Here is a 24614-nt window from a genome sequence, read left to right on the forward strand (position 1 = left end):
AGGCGGCTCAGCATGAGGTCTGCCCCGAGTTGCACGAATAGGCCTCGGTCGTTGAGACCGACGTCGCGACCAGCATGCGGTTGCCATTGGGCTGGTTGGTAAGGTTCAGCCCCAACGGTCCTGTTCCCGTCGGCCACAGGTAGATGAGCTGCAGGACGAGGATCTGGCTCTGGCCGTCGCCGCCCGACTGGGTGTTATAGCCGGTGTTGGTCGAAGTTATGACGCCTGCGCTGTTATAGGTGAAGGTTGGCGCCGCGGTGCTCGTCACATTGTAACTGCTCGCGGTGCTGACGTTGACCGTGAGCCGGCTGCAGGAGAGCATCGGCGGCAACAGGGGCGCAATCGTGATGGCATGGCCGCTGGAATCCGTGCCGGTGGTCCCGTTGCAGATTGCATTCTTGAGGTCGTTCGCGGACATTCCGATCTGGCCGTTGGCCATCTTTATCGTTTGCGCGGATCCCGTCAGGAACAAGCGAGCCGAGGACAGGGCCGCGGTTTCCAGCATCTGCTGCGCCAGAAAGATGAGCGCCGTATAAAGGATCGCGAGGATTAGGCCGATCAGGGCAGGTCCGACGATGGCGAATTCGAGTGCGGCTGCTCCCTCGCAGTTTTCGACAAGGCTCGATCGACGGCGCGAGGGCGCGCCAGATGGCCAAATCTTATTGCGCAATGCCGCCACTGTGAGGCCCCCTTTGCGCGATTGATAAGGCAATTCTCTTTCATAATTCGTTAATGCCACTAAAAATGTGCGGCCCAACCGACTATAAAGTCAGATTAATCTCCTATAAGTGTGCCGGCAGTCGAAACCATGCGAATATATTGACGCACATTAAGGTTTACGACTGCCGCACTTCACGCTCTGGGCGTGCCCAGGGCGTGATACGCCGAACTGCGCAGAGGGTTTTCGGAATGAACGCAGCGCCCGCGCCAATGGGATGCCGGCAACGGATCGCGCAGCTCTGGCATCACTGGCTCCCCAATTTGAGGCGCACGCCCGCGACCGCGGTGAACGGCTTGCCGTACAGCGCCGCGGTGAAACCGTCGTTGGTGCCGATGTAGCGGCGGTCGAACAGGTTCTCGATCTGCCCGAACACCTCCACGTCACGCCGCACCGCCACGCTGACACCCAGGTCGGCGATGAAATGCGCGTCGGTGCGGTAGATCGCGTCGGGGTCGCCGTTGGTGCGCGCGAGGTAGCGCACGCGCGGGCTGAGCGTGATCCCGTCGGGGCCGGTCCAGTCGAGACTCGCGCTTGCCCGATGCCTCGGGATGCCGGCCTGTTGGACGCCGATGCTGGCCGGATCTTCCGGGTTCCGCGTAACGATCGAGTCGGCATAGGTGTAGGCGAGCGTCCCGGTAAGCTTGCGGCTCGGTCGCCACGTCAGTTCCGCCTCCACGCCACGACTGCGGGCCGTTCCCGCGTTGATCAAGCGGGCGCCGATATCGAACCCTGCCGGCAGGGCGGCCGGATCGAGATAGCGATACGTCAGGAAATCGGAGATGCGGCTGGCATAAGCGGTCGCCTGGAAACGGACCGAACCGCGATCGACATCAAAGCCGGCTTCCGCGCCCTCGAGCGTCTCGGGCTTCAGCGCGGCGTTGCTGTAGAGGATATAGCCGGGAACCGACGCGCCACGATACAGATTGTCGAGCGTCGGCGCGCGGAAGGCGCGGTACATCGCGCCGCGCAGCGCAAAGCCGCCGCGGAGCTGGTAGCGGAGCGACAGCCGCGGATCCACGTCGCGTTCGTGCCGGTTCGCGACCCGCCCGAGCCCGCCGGGCGTGTCGTCGACGCCGTCATAGCTGTAGAAATCCTGATAGCGCAGGCTCAGCAGGACTTGCAGGCGATCGAGCGGGCGCAGATCGGCTTGCGCGAAGCCGCCGAGGAAGCGCTGATTGCCCGACCCCGTATCGACCCGCATTTGCGCTCCGGTTTCGTCGAAGATGCGCGCCTGGTCGCTTCCGCGGATGCCATGATAATCGACGCCTGCCGACAGCAAGCGGACGATGCCCGAGAAGGTCTGCGTCCAGATCAGCGACGCGCCCCAGTCGGTCGCGCGCGTAGCGTGGCTGTTCTGGACGAACTCGACGTTGTTGGGGTTGGCACCGGCGGGCGAGCCGGGGTTGTTGGTGACGAAATGCTCGTCATTGTGGAATGCGGTGAGGTCGATCGATCCCCCCTGGCGCGGTGTCCAGGACAGCGTGCCGGTGTGGCGCCAGGTCCGCTGGGTGTTGGTGTTGGCGCGCGTGAGGAAGGTCTGGTCGTTGTCGTAGTAACTGGCCCGCGCGCGTGCCGTGAGGTCCGCCGCCAGATCGGCATTCCCCGACAGCGCGACGGTGCGGGCGGTGAACGACGTCGGGACCGTCGCGGCACCGCGCGCGCTTTCCACCTGTTCGACATAGCCGTCGCTGTGGCTCACCCCGGCGTCGAGACCGACGCCATAGCCCTGCCCGGCGAGCGCGGCGTGAGCGTCGGCGCGATAGGTGCCGCGGCTGCCGCCCGCCGCCTCGGCAACGAGGCCGGTCTTGTCGATTGGCTTGGTCAGGATGTTGATGACCCCGCCCATCGCGTAATTGCCCCAGAGCGGGGCGCCGCCGCCACGGACCACCTCCACCCGGTCGATCGTCTGCAGCGGCACTTCGCTCCACTGGACGTAGCCGAAAAAGGGATCGTTGATCGGCACCCCGTCGAGCAGAACCAGCGCGCGAATCCCGCTCAGTCCGCGCATCGAGACGATCGTGTTGGTCGGGTGCTGCTCGTTCGTGCCGGCGATCGGCAGATCGAGCGAGGGCACGCGCCGCAGCACCTCGTCGATCGTCCGCGCGGGCGTGCGCTCGATCTGGTCGGCGGTGAGGACGCTGACGCTTGCCGGGACGTCGGCCAGAGCGCGGGCGGATCGTGTGGCGGTGACGATGATATCGGTCGAGGGCGCCGAAGTTGGCTCCTGGCTCGACGCGGGGGTGGCGAGCAGGAGGCACGGCAAGGTGCCCCCTGCCAAGAGGGAGGATCGTGACATGGAAATACCTTTGACCGGCCGCGCGTCAGGGACGCCGGCCGTGGATCGTGGGGGACGCCGGCCGAGCCGACGTCCGATGACGAGTCAGCGGTGCGGCGGTGGTCCGCGTAACGGGGGGCGGAGATACGCCGGATCGGACCGTGTCGGCAGCACAGCGCCGGCCAGCCCGATCGCCATGACGAAGGCGACGAGCCCCGCGAGCAGGATCGGATCGACCGCTGCCATCATCGCGGCCGACAGCCCGGCGAACGCGCAGGGCATTTCGGCCTTGCCGTGATCCTTCGGCGCGCCGGGATCGGTCATGTCGCCGTGCGTGCCCGGCATCGCCATCGTCATCGGGGAAGGCATCGTGCCCGAGCAGATGATGATGGCGAGGCGGCCATGATCGCTGGCGACCATATATCCAGCGGGTACCAACAGCTTGAGCAACAGCGCCGCGGCGCAGATCAGCACAGCGAAATTGCGTTGCGCGATAAGATGCCGAACAGCCTGCACGCGAGGCGGGTAGCGGCGACGGCGGCGAGTGTCATCCGGACATTCCGTCTCAGCCTCAGATGGCGAGAGACAGTCTCGATCTTCGGATCATCGATCGGATCGCACTCCAAAACTTCGGAAGCTCGTCGTTGAAGCCCACCAACAGGGTGGCCTGGTTGGACGATCTAATAGTCGGTCCAAATGCAATTGGTGGCAGTGTTTTTCAGGACAGGGAAAGCTAGACCTTCCCACTCGCTTTCACTGCAATTGCTGCGAATGCTCTGTGAACGCCCGGTTCGTTGGCTTTGTAACGGCCGGTCGCAAAGCTCACTGGCTTGGCCGTTGCGCTCGGGTGCGTCGGAATACCCGGAGCAGCAACCAAAGCTGCGGCCGTCGACTAATACCATTTTCTTGTAGGAGTATTGGGGCGCCATGGGTAGGCTGCTCATAACGCCCGACAACGGGCAAGCGGTGAGAGGAGGATGATGCGGAAACTGTCGATGGTATTGGGCTGTACTGCGCTGCTCGTCGCATCGCCTGCCATGGCCGCGGCCACCCCGCCGCCGCTCGCTGCGCCGACGGCAAAGCCGCGCGTGATCGTGCTCAGCGATATCGAGGCCGATCCCGACGATACGCAGTCCTTCATCCGTCTGTTGCTCTATTCGAGCGAACTCGATCTCGAGGGGCTGGTCGCGACGACCTCGGTCCATATGAAGACCGCGATCCACCCGGACTCGATCCGCCGTATCCTCCAGGCCTATGCGCTGGTGCAGCCCAATCTGCTCCGCCACGAAGCCGGTTTTCCGACGCCCGACCGGCTGCGCGCGCTCGTGCGGGAGGGGCAGCCGGGGTACGGCATGGCGATGGTCGGCGCCGGGAAGGACACGCCGGGCTCGCGCCTGATCGTCGAGGCGCTCGAGCGGCCCGATCCACGGCCGCTGCGGATCTCGGTGTGGGGCGGCGCGAACACGCTCGCCCAGGCCCTTTACACGATCCGCGAGACGCGGCCGCCCGAAACGGCGAAGCGGCTGATCGCCAAGCTGCGCGTCTATACGATTTCCGACCAGGACGATGGCGGCGCCTGGCTCCGCCGGAGCTTTCCCGATCTGTTCTATATCGTCAGCCCGGGCGGCTATGGCGCCGGCACCTGGACGGGTATCCACACGCTGATCGACGGCGCCGACAACACGACGATCAGCAATGCCTGGCTGCGCGACAATATCCAGCAAGGCCATGGGCCGCTCGGCGCGCTCTATCCCGATGTCGCATATGGGATGGAGGGCGACACGCCGGCGTATCTCTCGCTGATCCCGACCGGGCTGAGCGATCCCGAGCATCCCGATTGGGGCGGCTGGGGCGGGCGGTACGAGCTCTACACGCCGCCGCTCGCCACCACCGATCCGAGCGGCTTCAGCGGGGTGCCGATCGTGCCCGAGACGCGGCCGACCTGGAGCAACGCGATCGACAGCTATACGCCGCTGCTTGCCCGCCCCTATGGCCGCGCCGCGACGCCGGGCGAGCGGCAGATCAAGGATTTCCGCGCCGGCATCTGGCGCTGGCGCGACGAATTCCAGAACGACTTCGCCGCGCGCATGGCGTGGACAACGCTGCCCTTCGCACAGACCAATCACGCGCCGGTGGTGAAGCTCGCGCATCCCGACCATCTGACCGTCAAATCGGGCGCGCGCTTCGTGCTGAGCGCGGCCGACAGCAGCGATCCCGATGGCGACAGCCTGAGCTTCCAGTGGTTCCACTATCAGGAGATCGGCCATTGGCAGACGCCGATCGCGAGCGGCATCTCCGCGAACATCCACACGGTCGATTTCACCGCGCCGACCGTCACCGAACCGCGCGAGGCGCATTTCATCGTCCGCGTCACCGACAAGGGCACCCCACCGCTCACCCGCTACGCACGCGTGATCGTGACGATCACGCCCTGACCAGCACAGTCCCGGGAGAAAGACCTGTCATGCCATCGTTACGCCGCCTGTTAGCGCCCGCCGTGTTGGCGGCCGCCCTGCCGATCCCCGCCGCGCACGCCGACGCGCCGATCATCCAGACGCGCTTCACCGCCGATCCCGCGCCGCTGGTGCATGACGGGGTGGTCTATCTCTATACGAGCCACGACGAGGACGATGCCGATGGCTTCAAGATGCTCGATTGGCGGCTGTACAGTTCGACCGACATGGCGAACTGGACCGATCGTGGCGAGGTCGCTTCGCTCAAGACCTTTCCCTGGGCCAACCAGGCCAACGATGCCTGGGCGCCCCAGGTGGTCGCGCGGAACGGCAAATTCTACCTCTACACGCCGATCACCGTCGCCGGATCGCCGCGCAACGTGATCGCGGTCGCGGTCGCCGACACGCCCGCCGGGCCGTTTCGTGACGTGCTCGGCAAGCCGCTGATCGCGCCGGGCGAGGGCTTTTTCGATCCGACGGTGTGGATCGACAAGGACGGGCAGGCCTATCTCTACTGGGGCAATCCCGACCTGTGGTACGTCAAGCTCAACCGCGACATGGTGTCCTATGCGGGGCCGATCACCAAGGTGCAGCCGCGGATCACCGACTATCAGGAGGGGCCGTGGTTCTACGAACGCAAGGGCCGCTATTACATGGCGTTCGCCTCGACCTGCTGCTCGGAGGGGATCGGCTATGCGATGAGCCCGACGCCGACCGGGCCGTGGACCTACAAGGGTCCGATCATGGATCACGACACGCGCGCGACCGGCAATCATCCGGGGATCATCGACTATAAGGGCGGCTCGTATCTGTTTGGCTTTAGCTACGAGCTGAATTTCGCGCTGACGCCGATCCATCACGAGCGGCGATCGGTTTCGGTCGCCAAGTTCTCCTACAATGCCGACGGCACCATCCCCAATCTCGGCTGGTGGGACAAGGCCAGCGCACCGCAGATCGGGACGCTCGATCCCTATGCCCGCGTCGAGGCCGAGACGATCGCCTGGACCTCGCGGATCAAGCGCGACCGCGACCGCCCCTATGCCTGGACGCCCGGCGTCATCACAGCGCAGGACGACCGCGGCAGCGTCTATGTCACCCGCACCGCCGACCGCAGCTATATCAAGGTCGCGGGTGTCGATTTCGGTACGGCCGGCGCAAAGACGTTTCGCGCCAGCGTCGCCAAGGGGACGCCCGACGCCAAGATCGAGCTACGGCTCGACCGGGTCGATGGTGCGCTGATCGGCACGCTGCCGGTGGGTGCAGCGGACCAGTGGCGCGAGGCGAGCGCGGCGGTATCGGGCGCGAGCGGGGTCCACGACCTGTATCTCGTGTTTCGCGGCGGCAATGCCGCGTCACTCGTCGACGTCGATTACTGGCGGTTCGACCGCTAAGGCATCCGAAGGGGAAATCGCATGAAAGCTCGCTGGATCGCCACTGGTGCCGCCGCCCTTCTGTCCGCAAGCCCGACGCTCGCGCAATCGACCGCGGCGCCGAGCGGCCTCGACCCGCTCGGCCAGATGCAGGCGGTGGCGCCGGCAGCCGACACGGCGTTCCACTTCCGGCGGCTGCGCGGCGGCGTGCAGTTCACGCTGGGCGGCGTCACCAAATCGGTGATTTTCTATGCCCCCGGCGTGGTCCGGGTGAACGCCAATCTCGGGCAATCGTATTGGAACCAGCGCAGCCTCGTGGTGATCCGCGCGCCCGAGGCGGTGCCGTTCAGCGTCCGCGAAACCGCCGCCACGCTCGAACTGCTCGGGCAAAGGCTGCGCGTCGTCATCGACACGCGCACCGGAGCGGTGAGCTATTACGATCCCTACGGTCGCTTGCTCACGCGCGAGAAGGCCGACGCGCCGCAATCGATCGACAAGCGCATCATCTCCGACGCGCCGACCTATGAGGTCGAGAACCGCTTCACGCTGAAGTCCGACGAAGGCATTTACGGCTTCGGCTTCACCAGCGACGACGAGGTCAACCGGCGCGGCAAGGAGCTGCTGCTCGTCCAGACCAATGTCGGCATCATCATCCCGGTGATGGTCTCGACCGAACGCTACGGGGTGCTGTGGGACACCTATTCGCAGATGCGCTTCAAGGACGACGCCAAGGGCGCGCGGCTCTGGGCCGAGAGCGCGCCGGGCGGGGTCGATTATTACTTCATGGCCGGCGACACGATGGACGGCGTGGTCGGCGCTTATCGCTGGCTGACCGGCGACGCGCCGATGTTCCCCAAACAGGCGTTCGGGCTGTTCATGAGCAAGGAGCGCTACCCGACGCAGGAGCGCATCGTCGATGTCGCGCGCACGTTCCGCAAGGAGGGCTTCCCGCTCGATTACATCGTGCAGGACTGGCAATATTGGGGCAGCGACAAGGACGGCACCTGGTCGGGCATGATCTGGGACCCGAAGCGCTATCCCGACCCGGCGGCGATGAGCCGCGAGATCCACGATCTCCACATGAAGCTGATGGTGTCGATCTGGCCGTCGATCGGCAACGACACGCCGCTCGCGCGCGAACTCGACGCCGCGGGGCTGCGCTTCGCACCGCTGCACTGGATTTCGAAACAGGCGCGCGTCTACGATGCGTATAGCGCCAAGGGCCGCGAGACCTATTTCAAATACATCAAGTCGGGCCTGCTCGACAAAGGCGTCGATGCGCTGTGGATGGACGGCACCGAGGTCGAGGTCAGCTCGGCGATGTGGAATCCGGTGGACAATGTCCGCGATACCAAGGCGCTCGGCCGCAACGCGATGGGCGACTTCACGCGTTACCTGAACCCCTATTCTTTGATGACCACGCAGGGCACCTATGACGGCGAGCGCGCGACCAGCGACAAGCGCGTCTTCACGCTGACGCGCTCGGCCTGGGCGGGCGCGCAGCGCACCGCGGCGGCGTCGTGGTCGGGAGACATCTACGCGAGTTGGAAGACCTTCGCGCAGCAGGTGTCGGGCGGCGTCAACGTGACGATCACCGGCAACCCCTATTGGACGCAGGACACCGGCGGCTTCTTCGTCAGCGATTTTCCCGGCGGCGAGAAGAATCCGGCATGGCGCGAGCTGTTCGCGCGCTGGTTCCAATATGCGACCTTCAACCCGATCATGCGCGTCCACGGCACCAACGTCGAACGCGAGCCGTACATCTTCAAGACGCTCGACCCGGCGGTCTACAAGACGCTGCTCGACAGCGTGAACCTCCGCTATCGGCTGTTGCCCTATATCTACAGCCTCAGCGCGCAGGTGACCTCGGCCGGCTACACGCTGATGCGCGCGCTGCCGATGGATTTCCCCGACGACCCCGCGGTGCGCAATGTCAACGACAGCTTCATGTTCGGATCGTCGCTGCTTGTCCATCCGGTGACGCGCGCGATGTACCACATCCTGCCGTCTGCCGCGTCGGTGGTGCCCGCGGAGAATCTTCGCAGCACCGATGGCAAGCGCGGGCTCACCGTGCAGTATTTCGCGGGCGAGAATTTCGAGAAGGCGGCTGGGAGCGGATCGGATGCGCAGATCGACCACACCTGGCCCGATCCACCGCTCGCCGAACTGCCGTCGGGGTTGACTTCGCTCAGCCATTTCTCGGCCCGCTGGCAGGGCGATCTGATCGCGCCCGAGGACGGCACCTATGAGATCGGCCTGACCGGCAATGACGGGATGCGGCTGTTCCTCGGCGGCAAGCCCGTGATCGACGACTGGAACCGCAGCGCGACGCGCTCGCGCGTGATGCGCTACACGCTCAAGCAAGGCGAGCGGCTGCCGGTGCGGCTCGAATTCTTCCATCCCGAGGGCGGGCGCGTGTTCCGCTTCATCTGGCGCACCCCGAGCGACTTGAAGCGCGATGCCGCGGTGCTCGACGCGCCGCGCGACCTGACGATGCGGACCTACCTGCCGCGCGGGAACGCCTGGTATGATTTCTGGACCAACGAGCGCTACCCCGGCGGCGATACGGTGGCGCGCGAAGCACCGCTCGATGTGATGCCGCTCTATGTCCGCGCCGGGGCGATCGTACCGATGGGCCCCGTGCTGCAATATGCGACCGAAAAGCCCGATGCGCCGTACGAGATCCGCGTCTATCCCGGAGCGGACGGTCGCTTCACGCTCTATGAGGATGACAACGAGACCTATGCCTATGAGAAAGGGCAGGCGGCACGGTACGATCTTGCGTGGGACGATGCCAAGCGGACGCTGGCGATCGGCGCGCGGCATGGTTCCTTCCCCGGCATGGTGGGGCAACGGACGTTGAAGGTCGTCGTGATCGATCCTGCGGGTGGCGATCAGACCAAGCAACGCGATACGCGAACATTGCAGTATGACGGACATGCGGTCAGCCTTGCTTTCGGTCGCGCCGGCTGATGCAATCTCGACCTGCTGGCGAGCCAGGCGCGCGCTTGGCTCGCCAGCAAGTCCCGGTCTGTGGCGCGTCGCGCTGCGGCCTGCTCAGCGGACTGCACGTCCGATACCGGCCATGCAGCCGCCATCCCTTCCTGCCAGGGAACGAGCCGAACCACTTCCGCTATCTCAAGGGCCGTCCCGCCTTATCAGCAGGCGATGGCAACCGGCTGCTCGCGGATCTCGAAGACATGCCGTCCGCGAGCGGTCAGAACGTGTAGGCCAGCCCGACGGCGCCGAGCCATTGATCGGGTGATCCGGCGTCCTTGACGAGCGGGCTTCGGCCGATGCTGTTGACGACGCGGCCATAGCTGCCGGTGCCGAACAGCTTGAGACCGTGGAGCAGATCGCCCGTCAGCGCATAGCCGCCGACCAGGCCGACGTTCCAGCTCTTCAGGCCGCCCTTCGCGTTATAGACCGCCAGGCCGCTCGCCGCGCTTTGCGCCGCTGATACGCTGTAATAGCTGCGCGCATAGCCGTCCTCGACGATCTCGGCCGATCCATAGATGCCGACGGCGGCCTTGATCGAAAGCGGCGTGTAATAGGTGATGTTGGGTTGCCAGATGCCGCTGTCGTGCACGCCCGTCACGTCGTGGCGATAGCTGAGCGATACGGACAGCTTGTCGTACGGGCTCGTCAGCACGCCCGTCTTGCCGATCCCGACGATGCCGCCCAGTTCGAGCGCGATGGGGCGCTTCCCGAGCGCACGTAAGCGCAGGTCGGCGATATCCTTGAGCGACGAGCGGTTGAAGTTGAGGCTGGCGATCGGACCGGCCTGAAAATCCCATTGCGCGCCGGGTTTGTCGCGGATCAGATCGATGGCGAGCTGGTTGCCGGTCAGGACGAAGCCATAGCCCTTGATGCTCCCGATCGCGACGGGTGCGGGCGTCGCGCGATAGTCGTTCGAGCCTTCGTAATCGGGCAGATAGGCACCGACCGCGCCGATCGTCACGGTGTCGCGGTCGAGGTTTGGCACCGTCGCGGGTGCGGGCTGCGCGGATGGATCGGCAGCCGGCGCCTGTTGCGCGGTTGCGGGCGGGGCGGCCAGGCCGAATCCGGCAAGGCACAGGCTGGCCGCGAGGGTGTTCAGGAAAGGGGGCATGAAAAGGTCCTTGGGTGGGGAGGGTGAGAAAGCGAAAGGTCAGCCGCCAAGCCCGCGGCGGAGCTGGATCTGCGCGAGCAGCGCGGCGATGCGGAGCCGCACGCGTGCGGTTTCCGCGGTGACCATCGCCGCACGCGCGTCGAGCAACGGCGCGGCGGCGATATCGCCACGACGGAAGCGCGCTTCGAGCGCGGCTACGGTCTGCTGGCGGGCTTGCAACTCGGCATCGGCAAGGGTGCCGCGCGTCTGAAGCGTGCGGACCAGGCCGAGCGCGTCATCGACTTCGCGCCACGCACCGCGCACCGTTTGCTGATAGGCCAGAGCGGCGCCGCGCTGTTCCGACGTGCGCACCGCGACCTGACCCCGGATCCGCCCGCCATCGAAGATCGGCAGCGAGACGCTCGGGCCGATGCTCGTGTTGCGCACATTCCAGCCGAGCGCGTCGAGGTTGAGCGCATCGAGGCTGAACAGTCCGGTCAGGCTGATGTTCGGATAGAAATCCGCCTGCGCGACGCCGATCGCCGCGGTCGCGCCGTGGAGCTTCGCCTCGGCCGCCACGATGTCTGGCCTGTTGCGAGCGAGGTCCGAGGACAGCCGACCTGCCGGCGCTTCCGGGGCGGGGAGCGCGTAGGCGTCGTTCGGCGCAACCGGCTGCGCATCGGGATCGCTGCCGATCAGCACGGCGAGCGCGCGGCTGGCGCGAGCGGCCTGGTCGTCGAGATCGGACAGGTCGTCGCGGATCTGCCGGTCGCGCGATTGCGCCTCGGCCAAGTCGATCGGGGTCGCCAGGCCGCGGCTGGTCAGCGTGGTCGCGATGGCGATGGATTGTGCGGCCATCGCCTGACGCTCTGCCGCCAACCGCCGTTCCGCCCACAGGCCGCGGAGCTGGAAATAGCCGCATGCGACCTCGGCCTGGACCGAGAGCCGGACCCCGCGGGCCTCGGCGTCGGTCGCCGCGAGCGACGCCTGGGCGCTCTCGATCTGGCGCCGGTGCTTGCCCCACAGGTCGAGCTCCCAGTTTGCCCCGGCGCCGACACTGTAGAGATTGAAGTCGACCCCCTTGGGCGACTGCGCCACGCTCTCCAGCCCCAGCAAGGGCGCGGCGATCGCGGCGATGCCTTTGGTGCCGATCCGCTCGCGGCTGTAGCTTGCCTGGCCGGACAGGGTGGGTGCCGCGTCCGCCCTGGCGAGACCCCGCGTCGCGCGCGCGGCTTCGATCCGCTCGAGCGCGATGCGAAGGTCGAGATTGGCCGTGTCCGCTTTGTCCTCGAGCGCATCGAGCACCGGATCGCTGAACACGCGCCACCAGCGCGCCTCCGCCGGCGCAGCGCCACGCGCTTGCCACGCAACCGGCAGGGCAGGGGTCGGCCGCACGAAGTCGGGGCCGACGGTACACCCTGCCAGGAGCATCAGGCCGAACAGGGAGGAGAGGCTGCGGCGGTTACGCATGGGTCGGCTCCGGCGTGTCGCTGCGACCGAAGGCGAGCGCGTAGAGCGCCGGCAAAGCGAGCAGCGTGAGGAGGGTGGCGCCGATCAGCCCGCCGATCATCACGATCGCCATCGGCCCCCAGAAGATGTTGAAACACAGAGGCACGAAGGCGAGCACGGCAGCGAGCGCGGTCAGCACCACGGGTCGCGAGCGCGCGACCGTCGCCGCGATGATCGCCGCGCGCAGATCGCCATCGGGCGCGTCGGCGTGATCGCGCTGGACCTGATCGACCAGGATGATCGCATTGCGCATGATCATCCCCGCCAGCGCGATCAGCCCGAGCAGCGCGACGAACCCGAAGGGCTGGCCGGTGACGAGCAAGGCAACGACCGCGCCGATCAGCCCGAGCGGGGCGGTGGCGAGCACGAGCAGCGTCCGCCCCACGCTCTGCAACTGGATCATCAGCAGGAGCAGCATCGCGGCGAGCGTGACCGGCAGCAATTGGTAGATCGCCGTGTTCGCCTTGGCCGACAGTTCCTCGTCGCCGCCGGTCTCGATCCGGTATCCCGCCGGAAGCGCGGCGGCGATCGCCGCGACACGCGGTGCAGCGTCTGTCAGGATCTCGGCGGGCTGGACGTCGCCGAGCGTATCCGCCTCGGCCGTGACGACGCGTTCGCCGCTCCGCGTCCAGAGCATCGGATCGTCGGTGGCGATCGCCATGTGCCCGATTTGCCGCAGCGGTACCGGACCGTTCGGCGTCGGCACGGCCACGTCGAGCAGCCGGGCGGGGTCGGTGCGGTCGGAGGCTCGCCCGCGCACCACCACACCGATCCGTTTGGTGTCTTGCAGTATTTCGCCCGCCGGTTGCCCCGACAAGACCGTGTCGAGCGCCTCCGCGACCTGAGCGCGATCGACCCCGAGTGCGGCGGCGCGGCCTGGATCGAGCTCGAACCGCGCGACCGGCGTCTGCGCGCCCCAATTGACCTGGACGGCCGTCGTGCCCGGGGTCGCCCGCAGGATGCCCGTCAGCCGGTCGGCGATCGCGCGCAAGCGGGTCGGGTCGGCACCGATCACGCGATACTGGATCGGAAAACCCGCACTCGGCCCGAGCGACAGGCGGTGGACGTGGATCTTGGCGGCGGTCGCGAGCGCAGGATCGGTCAGCCGCGCGATGATCCGCTCGCGCGCGGCGAGATCGGTCGCGACCAGCACCATCGTCGCGGTGGCCGGGTTCGGCAGCAGCGGCGCATAGGGCAGATAGAAACGCGGCGCGCCCTGTCCGACATAGCTGTCGAGATGCCGGATGTCTGGGCTCCCCGCGAGCGTCCGTTCGAGCCGTGCTACCGCTGCACTGGTCGCCTCGATCGACGCGCCGGGTTGCAGGCTGACGTCGACGACCACCTCGGGGCGATCGGACAGCGGAAAGAATTGCTGGCGGACCAGCAGCATCCCGCCACCGCTCGCCAACAGCAACCCGAGCGTGACCAGCACCACCAGTCGGCCATGATCGATGCACCAGGCAACGCTCGCGGCCAGCCGGCGGTAGAGCGGCGTATCGTACAGCGCAGCGCCGCCATGGCCCGACGCCACCTCGGGCAGCAGTCGCACGCCGAGATACGGCGTGAACACCACCGCGACGACCCAGCTGACGATCAGCGCCGAGCCCGTCACCCAGAAGATTCCGCCGGCATATTCGCTGGTGGTCGATTCGGCGAAGCCGACCGGCAGGAACCCGATCACGGTGAGCAGCGTCCCCGTCAGCATCGGAAAGGCGGTGTGCGTCCAGGCGAAGGCGGCGGCGTCGGCACGGCTCGCGCCCTGCTCGAGCTGGACGACCATCGCCTCGACGCTGATGATCGCATCGTCGACCAGCAGGCCGAGCGACAGGATCAGCGCGCCGAGCGAGATCCGTTCGAGCCCGATCCCGCTCGCGCCCATGAACAAGGCGACGATCGCGAGCGTCAACGGGACCGACAGCGCCACCACGATCCCGGTGCGCCAGCCGAGCGTCACGAACGCGACGATCAGCACGACCGCAAGCGCGACGAAGAACTTGATGAGGAAGGTATCGACCGCCTCGCGGATATTCTCGCTCTGGTCCTCGACCTGGGTGAGCGACACGCCCGCGGGAAGCTGCCGACGGATGCCGTCCGCCGCGTCGCGCAGATGCTGCCCGAGCGCGAGGCCGTCGGCCCCGGGTTCCATCGCGATCGCCAGCGTCACCGCGGGTCGCCCGGCATGGCGCACCAGCGCGTCGGGGGGATCGGCATAGCCGCGGCTGACTGTGGCGACATCCGCGACCCGCAGCGCACCGCTGGGGCCCGACAGCCGCGTCTGCTCGACCGCCGCGACGCCGTCGAGCGTGTCCCCGACCCGGACCGGCACGCGCACCGACTGCTCGCTGATGCCCGCTGGCGTGATCAGCGTTCGCTGCGTGAGCGTGCGGGCAATCTGCCCCGGCGTGATGCCCATCGCGGCCAGCCGCCGCGGATCGAAGTCGACGAACAGCTTGCGCGGGATCTCGCCGCTGATCTGCGCCTTGGCGACGCCGGGCAGGCGCAGCATCGTGTCGCGCGCCTGCTCGGCAAGCTGGACGAGCCGGGCGTTGTCGGCGCCGGTCAGCGTGAAGACATAGCCATAGACATAGGCATTGTCCTCGTCCGCACTGACGCTTGCGCCTTGCGGCAGGCTCGGCTCGATATCCTTGAGCCGCTTGCGCACCTGTTGCCAGGTGTCCGCGACACGGTCTTTCGGCGCGCTGTCCTGCAGCGACACGCGCGTCACGCAGCCGCCCTCGACGCAATAGGTTTCGAGGAAATCGAGGTGATCGATCGCGCGGAGCGTCCGCTCGATCGGGCCGCCGATCTGCGCCTGCATCTGCGCGGGGGACGCCCCCGGCCAGGTGCCGGCCACGATCATCTCCTTGAGCGTGAAGCCGGGATCCTCGTCGCGCCCGAGCATCAGGAATTGCGCGGCCCCGGCCGCGAACAGGATGGCGATCAGGAAGCCGACCAGCGCGGGATGGCGGATCGCCCAGCGGGAGAGATTGAAGCGATCCATCGTCACAGGCCGCCCTGGACGTAGCCCGCCGCGACGACCCGCTGCCCTTCGGCGAGCGTATCCCCGCCGCTGGCGACGATGCGCTGCCCGTCCTCCAATCCGGCGACCAGCGCCTCGTCGCCGCGCAGCTCGAGGATGCTGATCGGCTGGCGGTGCACAGTGTGGCCGGTCACCAGCCAGACATGCCCCCGCCCACCGCGACCGCTGACCGCCGCGAGCGGGATGCGGATGCGCGGCCCGATCTGGTCGGACGCTATCGCGACCGAGGCGGAGCTGTTGAAGGGCAGGGCGCCCGGCCGCGCGGGCAGGACGAAGCGCGCCGCGCGGAGTCGCAACAGACTGTCCCCGGCGGGCGCGAGGCGGCGCAGCCGCGCGCGAACGACTATGCCCGCCTGCGAGGGGAAGGAGATGGCGGCGGTGCTGTCGGCGCCCAGTCGCATCGTCTCGGGGAGTTTGACCTCGACTTCCGCATCGCCCGCGGCGAGACGAACGACGACGCTGCCCGCATCGACCACGGTGCCGGGCTCGATCAGGCGATCGGTCACCACGCCGGCTTCGGGCGCGACGAGCACCGCGTCGCTTAGCATCGTCCGGCTGCGATCGAGCGCCGCATGGGCGGCATCGCGTCGCGCGGCGGCGGCGGCGGCGCTCAGCGCGCGGGCTTTCACATCTGCACTCGACAGCGCGCCGGTTGCGTCCAGCCCCTGCGCGCGTCTCGCCGAATCCTGTGCCTGCACTGCTTCGGCGGTAGTCGCCGCCAGATCGGCGCGCGCTTGCCGCGTGGCGGCATTCAGGTCGCTGCTCGCCAGCCGCGCCAACACCTGGCCCTTGCGGACATGATCGCCGACCTCGACGCTCAGCAGCGCGATCCGGCCACCCGTCCTGAAGCCGAGGCCGATGTCACGCCGCGGCCGCACCACCCCATCGAGCGTGGCGCTGTCGCCGCCGCTGTGATGCGCGACGACCAGATCGACGAGCGTCGCGGAAGACGTTTCCGGCGGCTTAGGCGTCGAGCAGCCTGCGATCGAGACAGCGGCAATCAGTGCGGCGCAGCAACGGGCTGCGGCGCGAGCGGGAATACGGGGGAACATAAGCGGGCCTCGTGACGTGACGAGGCTGCCGATGCCAATCCTGCGGTGGGGTTACGCGCCGATCCTCGAAAACGACCGGTCGTTTTCGAAATCGATCAGTCGGAAGGTCCGCCGGCTGCGACCCGCTTGCGATAAAGACTGGGCGTTTCGCCGAACTGCGCCTTGAAGCTGCGGTTGAACACGCTGAGGCTGCCAAAGCCCGCATCCAGCGCGATCGTCGTGATCGGCACTTCGGCCTGCGCCCTGTCCGCCAGCGCCGCCGACACCTCGCGCAGGCGGAAGCCGTTGAGATAGGCGTTGACGTTGCGATGGCCGAGGCCGGTGTTGATCAGCCGCCGCACCCGATATTCCGCGGTGCCCGCGCGCGCGGCGATCATGCCGATCGTCAGGTCGGGGTCGCGGTACAGCCGTTCCTCGGTCATCAGGCGGTCCAGCGTGTATTCGAGCCCGGCATCGAGCGGTTCGGCGATCGGCTGCGGCGCGTTTGCCTGGGCCTCCGCCGGGGCGGGGAACATATCGGGATGCCGCAAGCCGACCAGAATGATCAGCAGCCCCAGTGCGCCTGCAAACAGCACGATGGCACCGGTAAGCGTCGATGTTTCGATCGCGCCGGTGATCCGGCCCGCCACCTCGCTCCCGGTCAATATCAGGATGATCGCCGATACGATCGCGATGAAGCCGATGCGGGCGTGGCGGCGCGGCTCGACCAGATCGGTGTTCCGGCTGCGCCATGCGAGCCATAGCGCGTGCACCGCGAACGCCGCGCCGCCGACCGAGGATAGCAAGTCGAGCAGGCCGAGCGGAGCGATCGGTGCCTCATGCTGCAGCGATATGATCAGGCCGAGCACCGGATAGCTGCCACCCACCGCCGCGTCGATCCAGGTCGGCCGGAAGTCGTCATCGAACCAGGCGCGGGTGAAAAGCCAGAACAGCGGCACGCAGGCAGCGCTGCACAGGGCGACGAGCGGATCGAACGGATCCAGTATCGCGATGGACGGCAGACCCGCCAACGCCGCCAGGATCCCGCACAGCGCGAGCGCCGCGCCGAAGCGACTTGGCAGGCTGGAGGGCGCGCGCAGGAAGACGGCGCTCGCCAGCACCAGCAGCGCCGCCGCGCCGCCGCGGAGCACGGCGTTCAGCAGCGGAAGCGCATCGGGAACGGATAAAGCGGACAGGGCCATGACGCGCGATGTTTGGCGGATATGAGCGGGACACGCCACGGCCTTGTTGCGCAGCGGTCAAAGGCGAGGTCGGGACGCCTGGACCCAGGCGTGGGGGGGAAGGGAATGGCCTCGACCACTTTACGCTGAGAGCACCGCTTCAGGATCACGGGGCAGGGTGCGAACGCAGCGATACAGCGACCCTCCATGCGATCCCTCGGATCGGCAGGACGGCAAGTACGAGCATCAATCTGGCTGATCCACCTCTATCCATATAAGTGAATTTACAAATACCTGGCCACACTCCAGATTCACCGTGAGGAGAGAGATGTGGTGCGTCAGAACGCTCTTGAAGCGTGCCGTTCGATATGAACGAGGCTTCGATCTCCATCACGGGCAAGCGCATCGGCGCGCAGCCGGCGGCAATTTTTCCGCGCATTCAGGGGATTGCGGCCAGCGTAGCGTCTCCGGCCGCGCGCGTTCCGAAGGGCCGCGCGCCCGAAGCGCGACGCTCGAGCAGCTGGCAGCCCCTCGCGATGCTCCGATCAATCGAACAGACGTTTTGAGTATGAGGAAAGTTGTATGAGCCGTGTTACCGAGATCCGCTATGTCGGATATGGCGTCGTCGACCTGCCGGCCGAGCGCGAATTCTATACTGAAAAATGGGGCCTCAAGACCGTCGCCGAGCAGGACGGGATGACCTATCTCGCGACGCATGGCGACGAGGAGCTGTACGTCGTGCGGCTGCGCGAAGCCGCGGACAATCGCATCGACGTGATCGCGCTCGCGACCGAGACCGACGCCGATGTCGCAGCGCTCCATCAGCGCGTCGTGGACGCCGGCTGCAAGATCATCTTCGCCCCCAAGGCGCTCGAGAGCTTTGGCGGCGGCTATGGCTTCCGCTTCTTCTCGCCCGACGGCCTGCCGTTCGAAGTCTCGGCCGGCGTCGCGCGCGGCGACAAGCGCGAGATCGTCAAATGGGAAGGCATCCCGCGCAACATCAGCCACATCGTGCTGCATTCGCCCGACCATAAGGCGGCGGTGCAGTTCTTCATCGACGTGCTCGGCTTCAAGCTGTCCGACTGGCTCGGCGATTTCATGGCGTTCCTGCGCTGCAACAGCTGCCATCACCGGATCGCCTTCTTGCCGGGGCCGCCGTGCCTCAACCATGTCGCTTATGAAGTCGCCTCGGTCGATGACATGATGCGCGGCATCTCGCGGCTGCGGAAGAAGGACGTCGACATCAAGTGGGGGCCTGGCCGCCACACCGCCGGCAACAACACCTTCAGCTATTTCACCACGCCCAACGGCTTTGCGGTCGAATATACCGCCGAGGTCGAGGCGGTCGATTTCGAGACGCACGAGCCCCAGGTGCATGAGGCCGGACCGAACGTGATGGACCAGTGGGGCACCGGTGTCGGCGGCCCGCAGACGATGCCAAAGCCCGCGCCCGACAAGGGTCTCTTCCAGCCAGTGGCAGTTTGAATCATGGCGCTTTTCCAATATTTTCCGAACTATGTCTGGAACCTGTCGCTCGCGATTGCGCTCGAGAGCGGTGCCAAGATCGGCGAGATCGTCGACATGTGCGCGCCGCTGCTCGATGCGGCGGAGCGTGGCGAGGATGCCGGTACGCCTGCGTTCATGGCGCAGTGGGTGGCGATGGCCGAGCGGCTGAGCGGTCTGGCCGACGAGGACGAGGCGCGCGGGCGGCTCTTCTCGGCGGGCGAGAAGCTCAAGCGCGCGAGCCTCTATTTCGCGGTCGCCGAGCGGATGCAGGGACACGGGCATCCCGGCAAGGCCGCGACCTATGCGCGCCAGCTCGACAGCTTCGAGAAGGGCACGCGCTTCGCCGGGGAATCGGCCGAGCGCGTCGAGATCCCCTATGAGGGCAAGACGCTGTCGGCGGTCTGGACCCGTGCGCCGGGTGCGGCGAACGGCCCGACGGTGATCTATTGCAACGGTCTCGACAGCACCAAGGAGCTGCTCTATTTTTCGGGGCTCCCGCAGGCACTCGCCAAGCGCGGCATCTCGACGCTGAGCGTCGACCAGCCGGGCACGGGCGAGGCGCTGCGGCTCCAGAACCTTCCCGCAACGCATGAGAGCGAGCGCTGGGCGTCGGCCTGGGTCGACTGGCTCGAGACGCAGCCCGAGGTCGATCCCAAGCGGATCGGCATGACCGGCATTTCGCTCGGCGGCTATTACACGCCGCGTGCGGTCGCGTTCGAGCCGCGCTTTGCCGCGGGTGCGGTGTGGGGCGCCAATCACGATTGGGCCGAAGTCCAGCAGAAGCGCCTGCGCCGCGAGGGCGAGAACCCCGTGCCGCATTATTGGGGGCACGTGCTGTGGGTGTTCGGCGCGACCGACATGGACGATTTCCTCGAGAAATCGAAGGGCATGACGCTCGACGGCGTGATGGAGCGGATCACCGTGCCGTTCCTCGTGACGCACGGCGAGAAGGACCGGCAGATTGGGCTCGAATATGCGCATAAGAGCTACGACCAGCTGACCAACGCCGCGCAGCGTGAGCTCAAGATCTTCACCGCGCGCGAAGGCGGGGTCGAGCATGTCGGCGCCGACAACATGGCGTTCGGCAAGGATTATATCGCCGACTGGTTCGCCGATACGCTGGGAGGAAAGCTCGGATGACGCGCCGCTTCGTCGATCTGTCGATCTACCTGGAGAATGATGTCGTCAGCGACCCGCCCTTCATGCGCCCCGAGATCACCTACGAGACGCATGAAGAGACGACGCCCGCGATGCACGGCTTCTTCCCCGGGCTGACCTCGGATCAGCTGCGCGGCGGCAAGGGCTTCGGCGCGGCCGAGAACGTCAAGATGACGACGCACAACGGCACGCATCTCGACGCGCCGTGGCATTTTCACCCGACGATGAACGGCGGCGAACGCGCGATCACGATCGACGAAGTGCCGCTCGACTGGTGCTTCCGCCCCGGCGTGAAGCTCGACTTCCGCCATTTCGAGGACGGCTATGTCGCGACCGCGGCGGATGTCGAGGCCGAGCTCAAGCGCATCGGGCACGATTTGCAACCGCTCGACATCGTGCTGGTCAACACCGCCGCGGGGGCGGCGCTGGGGCAGCCCGATTATGTCAGCAAGGGCTGTGGCATGGGGTATGAGGCGACAATGTACCTCACCTCGCGCGGTGTGCGCGTCACCGGCACCGATGCCTGGTCGTGGGATGCGCCGTTCGTCTACACCGCCAAGCGCGTCGCCGAGACGGGCGACACTTCGCTGATCTGGGAAGGCCACAAGGCCGGCGCCGACATCGGCTATTGCCACCTCGAGAAGCTCCACAATCTCGAGGCGTTGCCGGCGACCGGCTACACCGTGTCGTGCTTCCCGCACAAGGTGAAGGGCGGCTCGGCCGGCTGGACCCGCGCGGTCGCGATCTTCGAAGACTGACCGGGCGACGCCCACCAACACAGGATTGTTTTCGATGAAGCTCGCTACGCTTGCCAATGGGCGGCCCGATGGTCGCCTGGTCCTCGTCTCGCCCGATGGCGAGCGCTATGCCGGTGCCGAGGGGATCGCGCCGACGCTGCAGGATGCGCTCGAACGCTGGGACGAGGTCGAACCGGCGCTGCGCGCGCTCGCCGCCGAGCTTGCCGCCGGTGGGGGCACTCCGCTGGCTGGCGAGGCGCTCGAGGCGCCGCTGCCGCGTGCGTGGCAGTGGCTCGATGGGTCGGCCTTCCCGAACCACGGGGTCCTTATGCAGATGGCGTACAATTCCCCGCCGATCGAGACCGATTTGCCGCTGATGTACCAGGGCATGTCGCACTGCTTCCTTGCGCCGACCGCCGATGTGCCGGTGCCCGACGAAGCGCATGGCATCGATTTCGAGGGCGAGTTCGGCGTGATCACCGCCGCCGTGCCGATGGGCACGAGCGCCGAGGAGGCCGCCGGCCTGATCCGGCTGGTGGTGCAGATCAACGACTGGTCGCTGCGCACGCTGGCGGGCCCCGAGATGCGCACCGGCTTCGGCTGGGTGCAGGCCAAGCCCGCGTGCAGCGTCGCGCCGTTCGCGGTGACGCCCGATGCGCTGGGCGAGGGGTGGTCGCGTGGTCGGGTCTGCCTGCCACTCGAAGTGCAATGGAACGAGGCGCCGTTCGGCCGCGCGCGCGGCGATGTGATGGCGGTGAGCTTTCCCGAGCTGGTCGCGCACGCCGCACGCACGCGCGCGCTGCCGGCGGGGACGATCATCGGATCGGGGACCGTCGCCAATGTCGAGTATCGCGACGTCGGATCGACGTGCATCGCCGAGCGCCGCGCGATCGAGATGATCGAGCACGGCGCCCCGGTGACCGGCTTCATGCGTTTCGGCGACCGGGTGCGAATGGAAGCCCGCGGTGCCGACGGCGCTACGGTGTTCGGCGCGATCGACCAGCAGGTCGTCAAGGGCTAGCGCTCGACCCGGCTAAACGAGGAAAGACCTCCCCGGCGTTGGCCGGGGAGGTCTTTTTTGTGACCGGAGACCGCCATGATCGTCGGGCGCCCCCCGACAGGAGGGCGCCCGATGGATCTCAGAATTTGACGCCGGCGCGCGCGCCGAAGGTGCGCGGCGGGCGGAGCGATCCGGCGTAATAGGATGCGAACGGCACCGGTGTCGCCAGCGCGAGGATGGTCTTGTCGAACGCATTGTTGACGAACAGCCCGATCGAATAGCGGCTCCCCGGCGCGGTATAGGTGACCTGCGCGTCGGCGGTCCAATACGCGTTCTGATACTCGACCTCTTTGAACTCGAGCCCGGTCAGCGTGCGGCTCTGGTAATGCGCGCGCAGGTTGCCGACGATCTTGCCGTCGTTCGCCAGCCGCACCGTCTGCTCCGCGCCGAGATTGATCGTCCACTCGGGCGCATTGGGCGGGCGACGGCCCGAGCAATCGATGACATAGGTCGCGCCCGGCGTCCCGCGCGTGGCGCAGGCGGTGCCGTTGTCGCGCCCGCCATTGTTGTTGGGCGCGCTGTAGACGAACGAATCGTACCGCGCGTCGAGATATTGCGCGTCGGCGGTCAGCTGCGTCGAGCGGGTGACGAGCAGCCGGCCTTCGACCTCGACCCCCTTGAAGGTCGCCTGGCCGACATTCTCGGTCGCGAGGATCTGGCTGCCCGACGAATCGGCGACGACATGGCTGATCTGCTGGTCGTGATAGCGCCAGTAGAACGCCTCGAGATTGAGCTGGAGGCGATTGTCGAAGAAGCGGTTCTTCGAACCCAGCGTCCAGGCGCCGATCCGCTCGGGGCGGAACACGCCGCGATCGACCGTCTGGAAGAAGCCGCCCGATTTGAACCCGGTCTCATAGCTTGCATAGAGCAGGTTGCGCGGCGTGATGTCCCAATCGGCTGCCGCGCGATAGGTGATGCGATCGAACGAGGCGCGCTTGGCCTTCAATCCCTGATACGTGCCGGTCGCGATCGTGGTGATCGTCCCGTCGATGAACGGGTTGAAATTGGGCGCGGGCACGACCGACGGGATCGCCGTCGACACTGCGATCGGCTGCGCGGTCGGGCAGCCCGCGACATAGGTCGGGAAGAAGCTGCTCGGGCGCGTGCAGAGCCGCAGGGCCGCGGTCGTATACCCATCGAGCGACTTGTCCTCGGTGGTGTAGCGTGCGCCGGCGGTGACACGGAACGTCGGGACGATCGCGTAGGTCAGGCGCCCGAACACTGCCATGCTCTTGGTCGACTGGTCGGCTACGTTCGAGTTCACGCTCGCTTGCTGGTTGATATAGCTGCCGGGGACGTGGTTGCTCTCGTCATAGTAGAACAGGCCGGCGATGTAGCGCAGCGGATGCGTCTCGTCCGACGCGATCCGCGCTTCCAGGCTGGTCTGCTTGTCCTTCTCGACCTGGCGGATGTAGAAACCCGGCGAATAGGACAGATAATCGAGCTTGCCCTCGCGATAGGCCGGGATGACCGTAATCGTGCCGGCCGGCGTGTTGAGCTCGATTGTCGAGGACACGCCCCAATAGCTGTTGTTGAGGAATTGCGGCGTGGTCTGCGCGACCATATTGCGGCCGAGCACTTGGTTGACCTGGCCGTTGACGAACGCCTGGCCCGCGGGCGAGAAGAAGCCGTCGCGATTGTCGGGATCGAGCCCGAGCGGGGTGGCGCCGGTGCCGCGGCCGCGCTGGCGGAAATAATCGGCGGTGATATTGATCGACAGCGTGTTGGTCGGCCGCAAGCGCAGTGAAACGCGGCCACCACCGTCCTTCTGATTGTCGGTGCCGTCCTTCATATAGGCGTCGTGGCGGACATAGATGCCCGACGCGCGCAGCGCGACATTCTCGCCGAGCGGCACGTTGACCGCGGCGTCGAGCCGCAGTGCGTTGTAATTGCCGTATTCGACATTGCCCTCGGCGCTCGCCTTGTCGAAATCGGGGCGCTTGGGGATCACGTTGATCGCGCCGCCGGTGGCGTTGCGGCCGTAGAGCGTGCCCTGCGGTCCCTTGACCACTTCGACGCGCTCGAGATCGTAGAAGAAGCCCGTGGTCGAGCTCGGGCGGCCGACATAGACGCCGTTGAAATTGAACGCGACCGCCGAGTCCGACAGCGCGTTGCCGTTGAAATTGCCGACGCCGCGCAGATAGAAGAGCGCGTACGGACCAGCGGCGGGGGCAACCTGGAGCGACGGGACGACAGAGGTCAGCTCGGTGGGGCGCGTGATGCCGGCGCTGGCGAGCGTATCGCCCGACACCGCGCTGATCGCGACCGCCGCGCGCTGGAGATTCTCCGAGCGGCGCTGCGCGGTGACGATGATGTCCTGCAATCCAGCCTCTGTCGGGGCGGCTGCCGGCGTTTCGGCGGATGGGGGCGTGACTTGCGCATGCGCCGCCGTGGCGAAACTCAATACGGCGCAGTGCACCATCCAACGGGCTGCCTTCATGCTCACTCTCCTGTTCGCCGTTCTCTCGACGGCCGCCCAAATC

General features: G+C 66.9%; 17 protein-coding genes. 8 read left to right on the forward strand and 9 right to left on the reverse strand.

Annotated features, from left to right (window positions below; translation table 11 throughout):
- Positions 1–7: 7 nt before the first annotated feature.
- From EAH76_RS18495 to EAH76_RS18505, 3 genes are all read right to left on the reverse strand, one after another.
- Entirely contained in the window at positions 8–679 is a 672-nt protein-coding gene (locus EAH76_RS18495; protein ID WP_161989089.1) for a TadE/TadG family type IV pilus assembly protein, read from the reverse strand.
- 286 nt (positions 680–965) lie between these two features.
- Positions 966–3017, reverse strand: coding sequence for a TonB-dependent receptor (locus tag EAH76_RS18500; RefSeq protein ID WP_140851758.1), 2052 nt, complete (start codon positions 3015–3017; stop codon positions 966–968).
- Between the two features lie 84 nt (positions 3018–3101).
- Positions 3102–3512 carry a DUF2946 family protein gene (locus EAH76_RS18505; RefSeq protein WP_140851759.1) on the reverse strand — a complete coding sequence of 137 codons (411 nt, stop codon included), beginning with the start codon at positions 3510–3512 and terminating at the stop codon, positions 3102–3104.
- A 464-nt stretch (positions 3513–3976) separates the two neighbouring features.
- Between EAH76_RS18505 and EAH76_RS18510 the strand changes: the two genes are divergently transcribed.
- Genes EAH76_RS18510 through EAH76_RS18520 form a run of 3 tightly spaced genes read left to right on the forward strand, consistent with a single transcriptional unit; the run spans position 3977 to position 9792 of the window.
- A complete protein-coding gene (locus EAH76_RS18510) occupies positions 3977–5431 on the forward strand; it encodes a DUF1593 domain-containing protein (RefSeq protein ID WP_161989090.1) in 1455 nt (484 codons plus the stop codon).
- Positions 5432–5460: 29 nt separating this feature from the next.
- Positions 5461–6840, forward strand: coding sequence for a glycoside hydrolase family 43 protein (locus tag EAH76_RS18515; RefSeq protein WP_140851761.1), 1380 nt, complete (start codon positions 5461–5463; stop codon positions 6838–6840).
- Between the two features lie 21 nt (positions 6841–6861).
- Positions 6862–9792, forward strand: a complete 2931-nt coding sequence (locus tag EAH76_RS18520; RefSeq protein ID WP_140851762.1) for a TIM-barrel domain-containing protein — start codon at positions 6862–6864, stop codon at positions 9790–9792.
- Between the two features lie 244 nt (positions 9793–10036).
- Here the strand turns inward: EAH76_RS18520 and EAH76_RS18525 are convergent, their stop codons facing one another.
- The 5 genes from EAH76_RS18525 to EAH76_RS18545 form a co-directional block, all read right to left on the reverse strand.
- A complete protein-coding gene (locus EAH76_RS18525) occupies positions 10037–10930 on the reverse strand; it encodes a MipA/OmpV family protein (RefSeq protein ID WP_140851763.1) in 894 nt (297 codons plus the stop codon).
- A gap of 39 nt (positions 10931–10969) precedes the next feature.
- Entirely contained in the window at positions 10970–12379 is a 1410-nt protein-coding gene (locus tag EAH76_RS18530) for an efflux transporter outer membrane subunit (RefSeq protein WP_140851764.1), read from the reverse strand.
- Positions 12372–15419: an efflux RND transporter permease subunit gene (locus EAH76_RS18535; RefSeq protein ID WP_140851765.1), complete on the reverse strand. Its 3048-nt coding sequence runs from the start codon at positions 15417–15419 to the stop codon at positions 12372–12374. The genes EAH76_RS18530 and EAH76_RS18535 overlap by 8 nt, the downstream gene beginning before the upstream one ends.
- Before the next feature lie 2 nt (positions 15420–15421).
- A complete protein-coding gene (locus tag EAH76_RS18540) occupies positions 15422–16510 on the reverse strand; it encodes an efflux RND transporter periplasmic adaptor subunit (RefSeq protein WP_140851766.1) in 1089 nt (362 codons plus the stop codon).
- A 95-nt stretch (positions 16511–16605) separates the two neighbouring features.
- A complete protein-coding gene (locus tag EAH76_RS18545) occupies positions 16606–17691 on the reverse strand; it encodes a helix-turn-helix transcriptional regulator (protein ID WP_140851767.1) in 1086 nt (361 codons plus the stop codon).
- 347 nt (positions 17692–18038) lie between these two features.
- Between EAH76_RS18545 and EAH76_RS18550 the strand changes: the two genes are divergently transcribed.
- From EAH76_RS18550 to EAH76_RS18570, 5 genes are read left to right on the forward strand one after another with little or no spacing between them, the layout of a single operon-like run.
- Positions 18039–18236 (forward strand): hypothetical protein, encoded by a 198-nt coding sequence (locus tag EAH76_RS18550; protein WP_140851768.1) that lies wholly within the window; start codon positions 18039–18041, stop codon positions 18234–18236.
- Between the two features lie 16 nt (positions 18237–18252).
- Positions 18253–19155, forward strand: a complete 903-nt coding sequence (locus tag EAH76_RS18555; RefSeq protein ID WP_140851769.1) for a VOC family protein — start codon at positions 18253–18255, stop codon at positions 19153–19155.
- 3 nt (positions 19156–19158) lie between these two features.
- Positions 19159–20316: an alpha/beta hydrolase family protein gene (locus tag EAH76_RS18560; RefSeq protein ID WP_140851770.1), complete on the forward strand. Its 1158-nt coding sequence runs from the start codon at positions 19159–19161 to the stop codon at positions 20314–20316.
- Complete coding sequence (locus tag EAH76_RS18565) at positions 20313–21092, forward strand: cyclase family protein (protein WP_140851771.1); 780 nt, start codon at positions 20313–20315, stop codon at positions 21090–21092. Before EAH76_RS18560 ends, EAH76_RS18565 begins: the two co-directional genes overlap by 4 nt.
- A gap of 34 nt (positions 21093–21126) precedes the next feature.
- The gene (locus tag EAH76_RS18570; protein ID WP_140851772.1) at positions 21127–22092 is read left to right on the forward strand and encodes a fumarylacetoacetate hydrolase family protein; all 966 of its coding nucleotides are present in this window, start codon (positions 21127–21129) and stop codon (positions 22090–22092) included.
- Between the two features lie 118 nt (positions 22093–22210).
- Here EAH76_RS18570 and EAH76_RS18575 read toward each other — a convergent pair whose 3' ends face one another.
- Complete coding sequence (locus tag EAH76_RS18575; RefSeq protein WP_140851773.1) at positions 22211–24571, reverse strand: TonB-dependent receptor; 2361 nt, start codon at positions 24569–24571, stop codon at positions 22211–22213.
- Positions 24572–24614 lie beyond the last annotated feature (43 nt).

This window comes from Sphingomonas glacialis (assembly GCF_006439055.1).
Lineage (GTDB): Bacteria > Pseudomonadota > Alphaproteobacteria > Sphingomonadales > Sphingomonadaceae > Sphingomonas > Sphingomonas glacialis_A.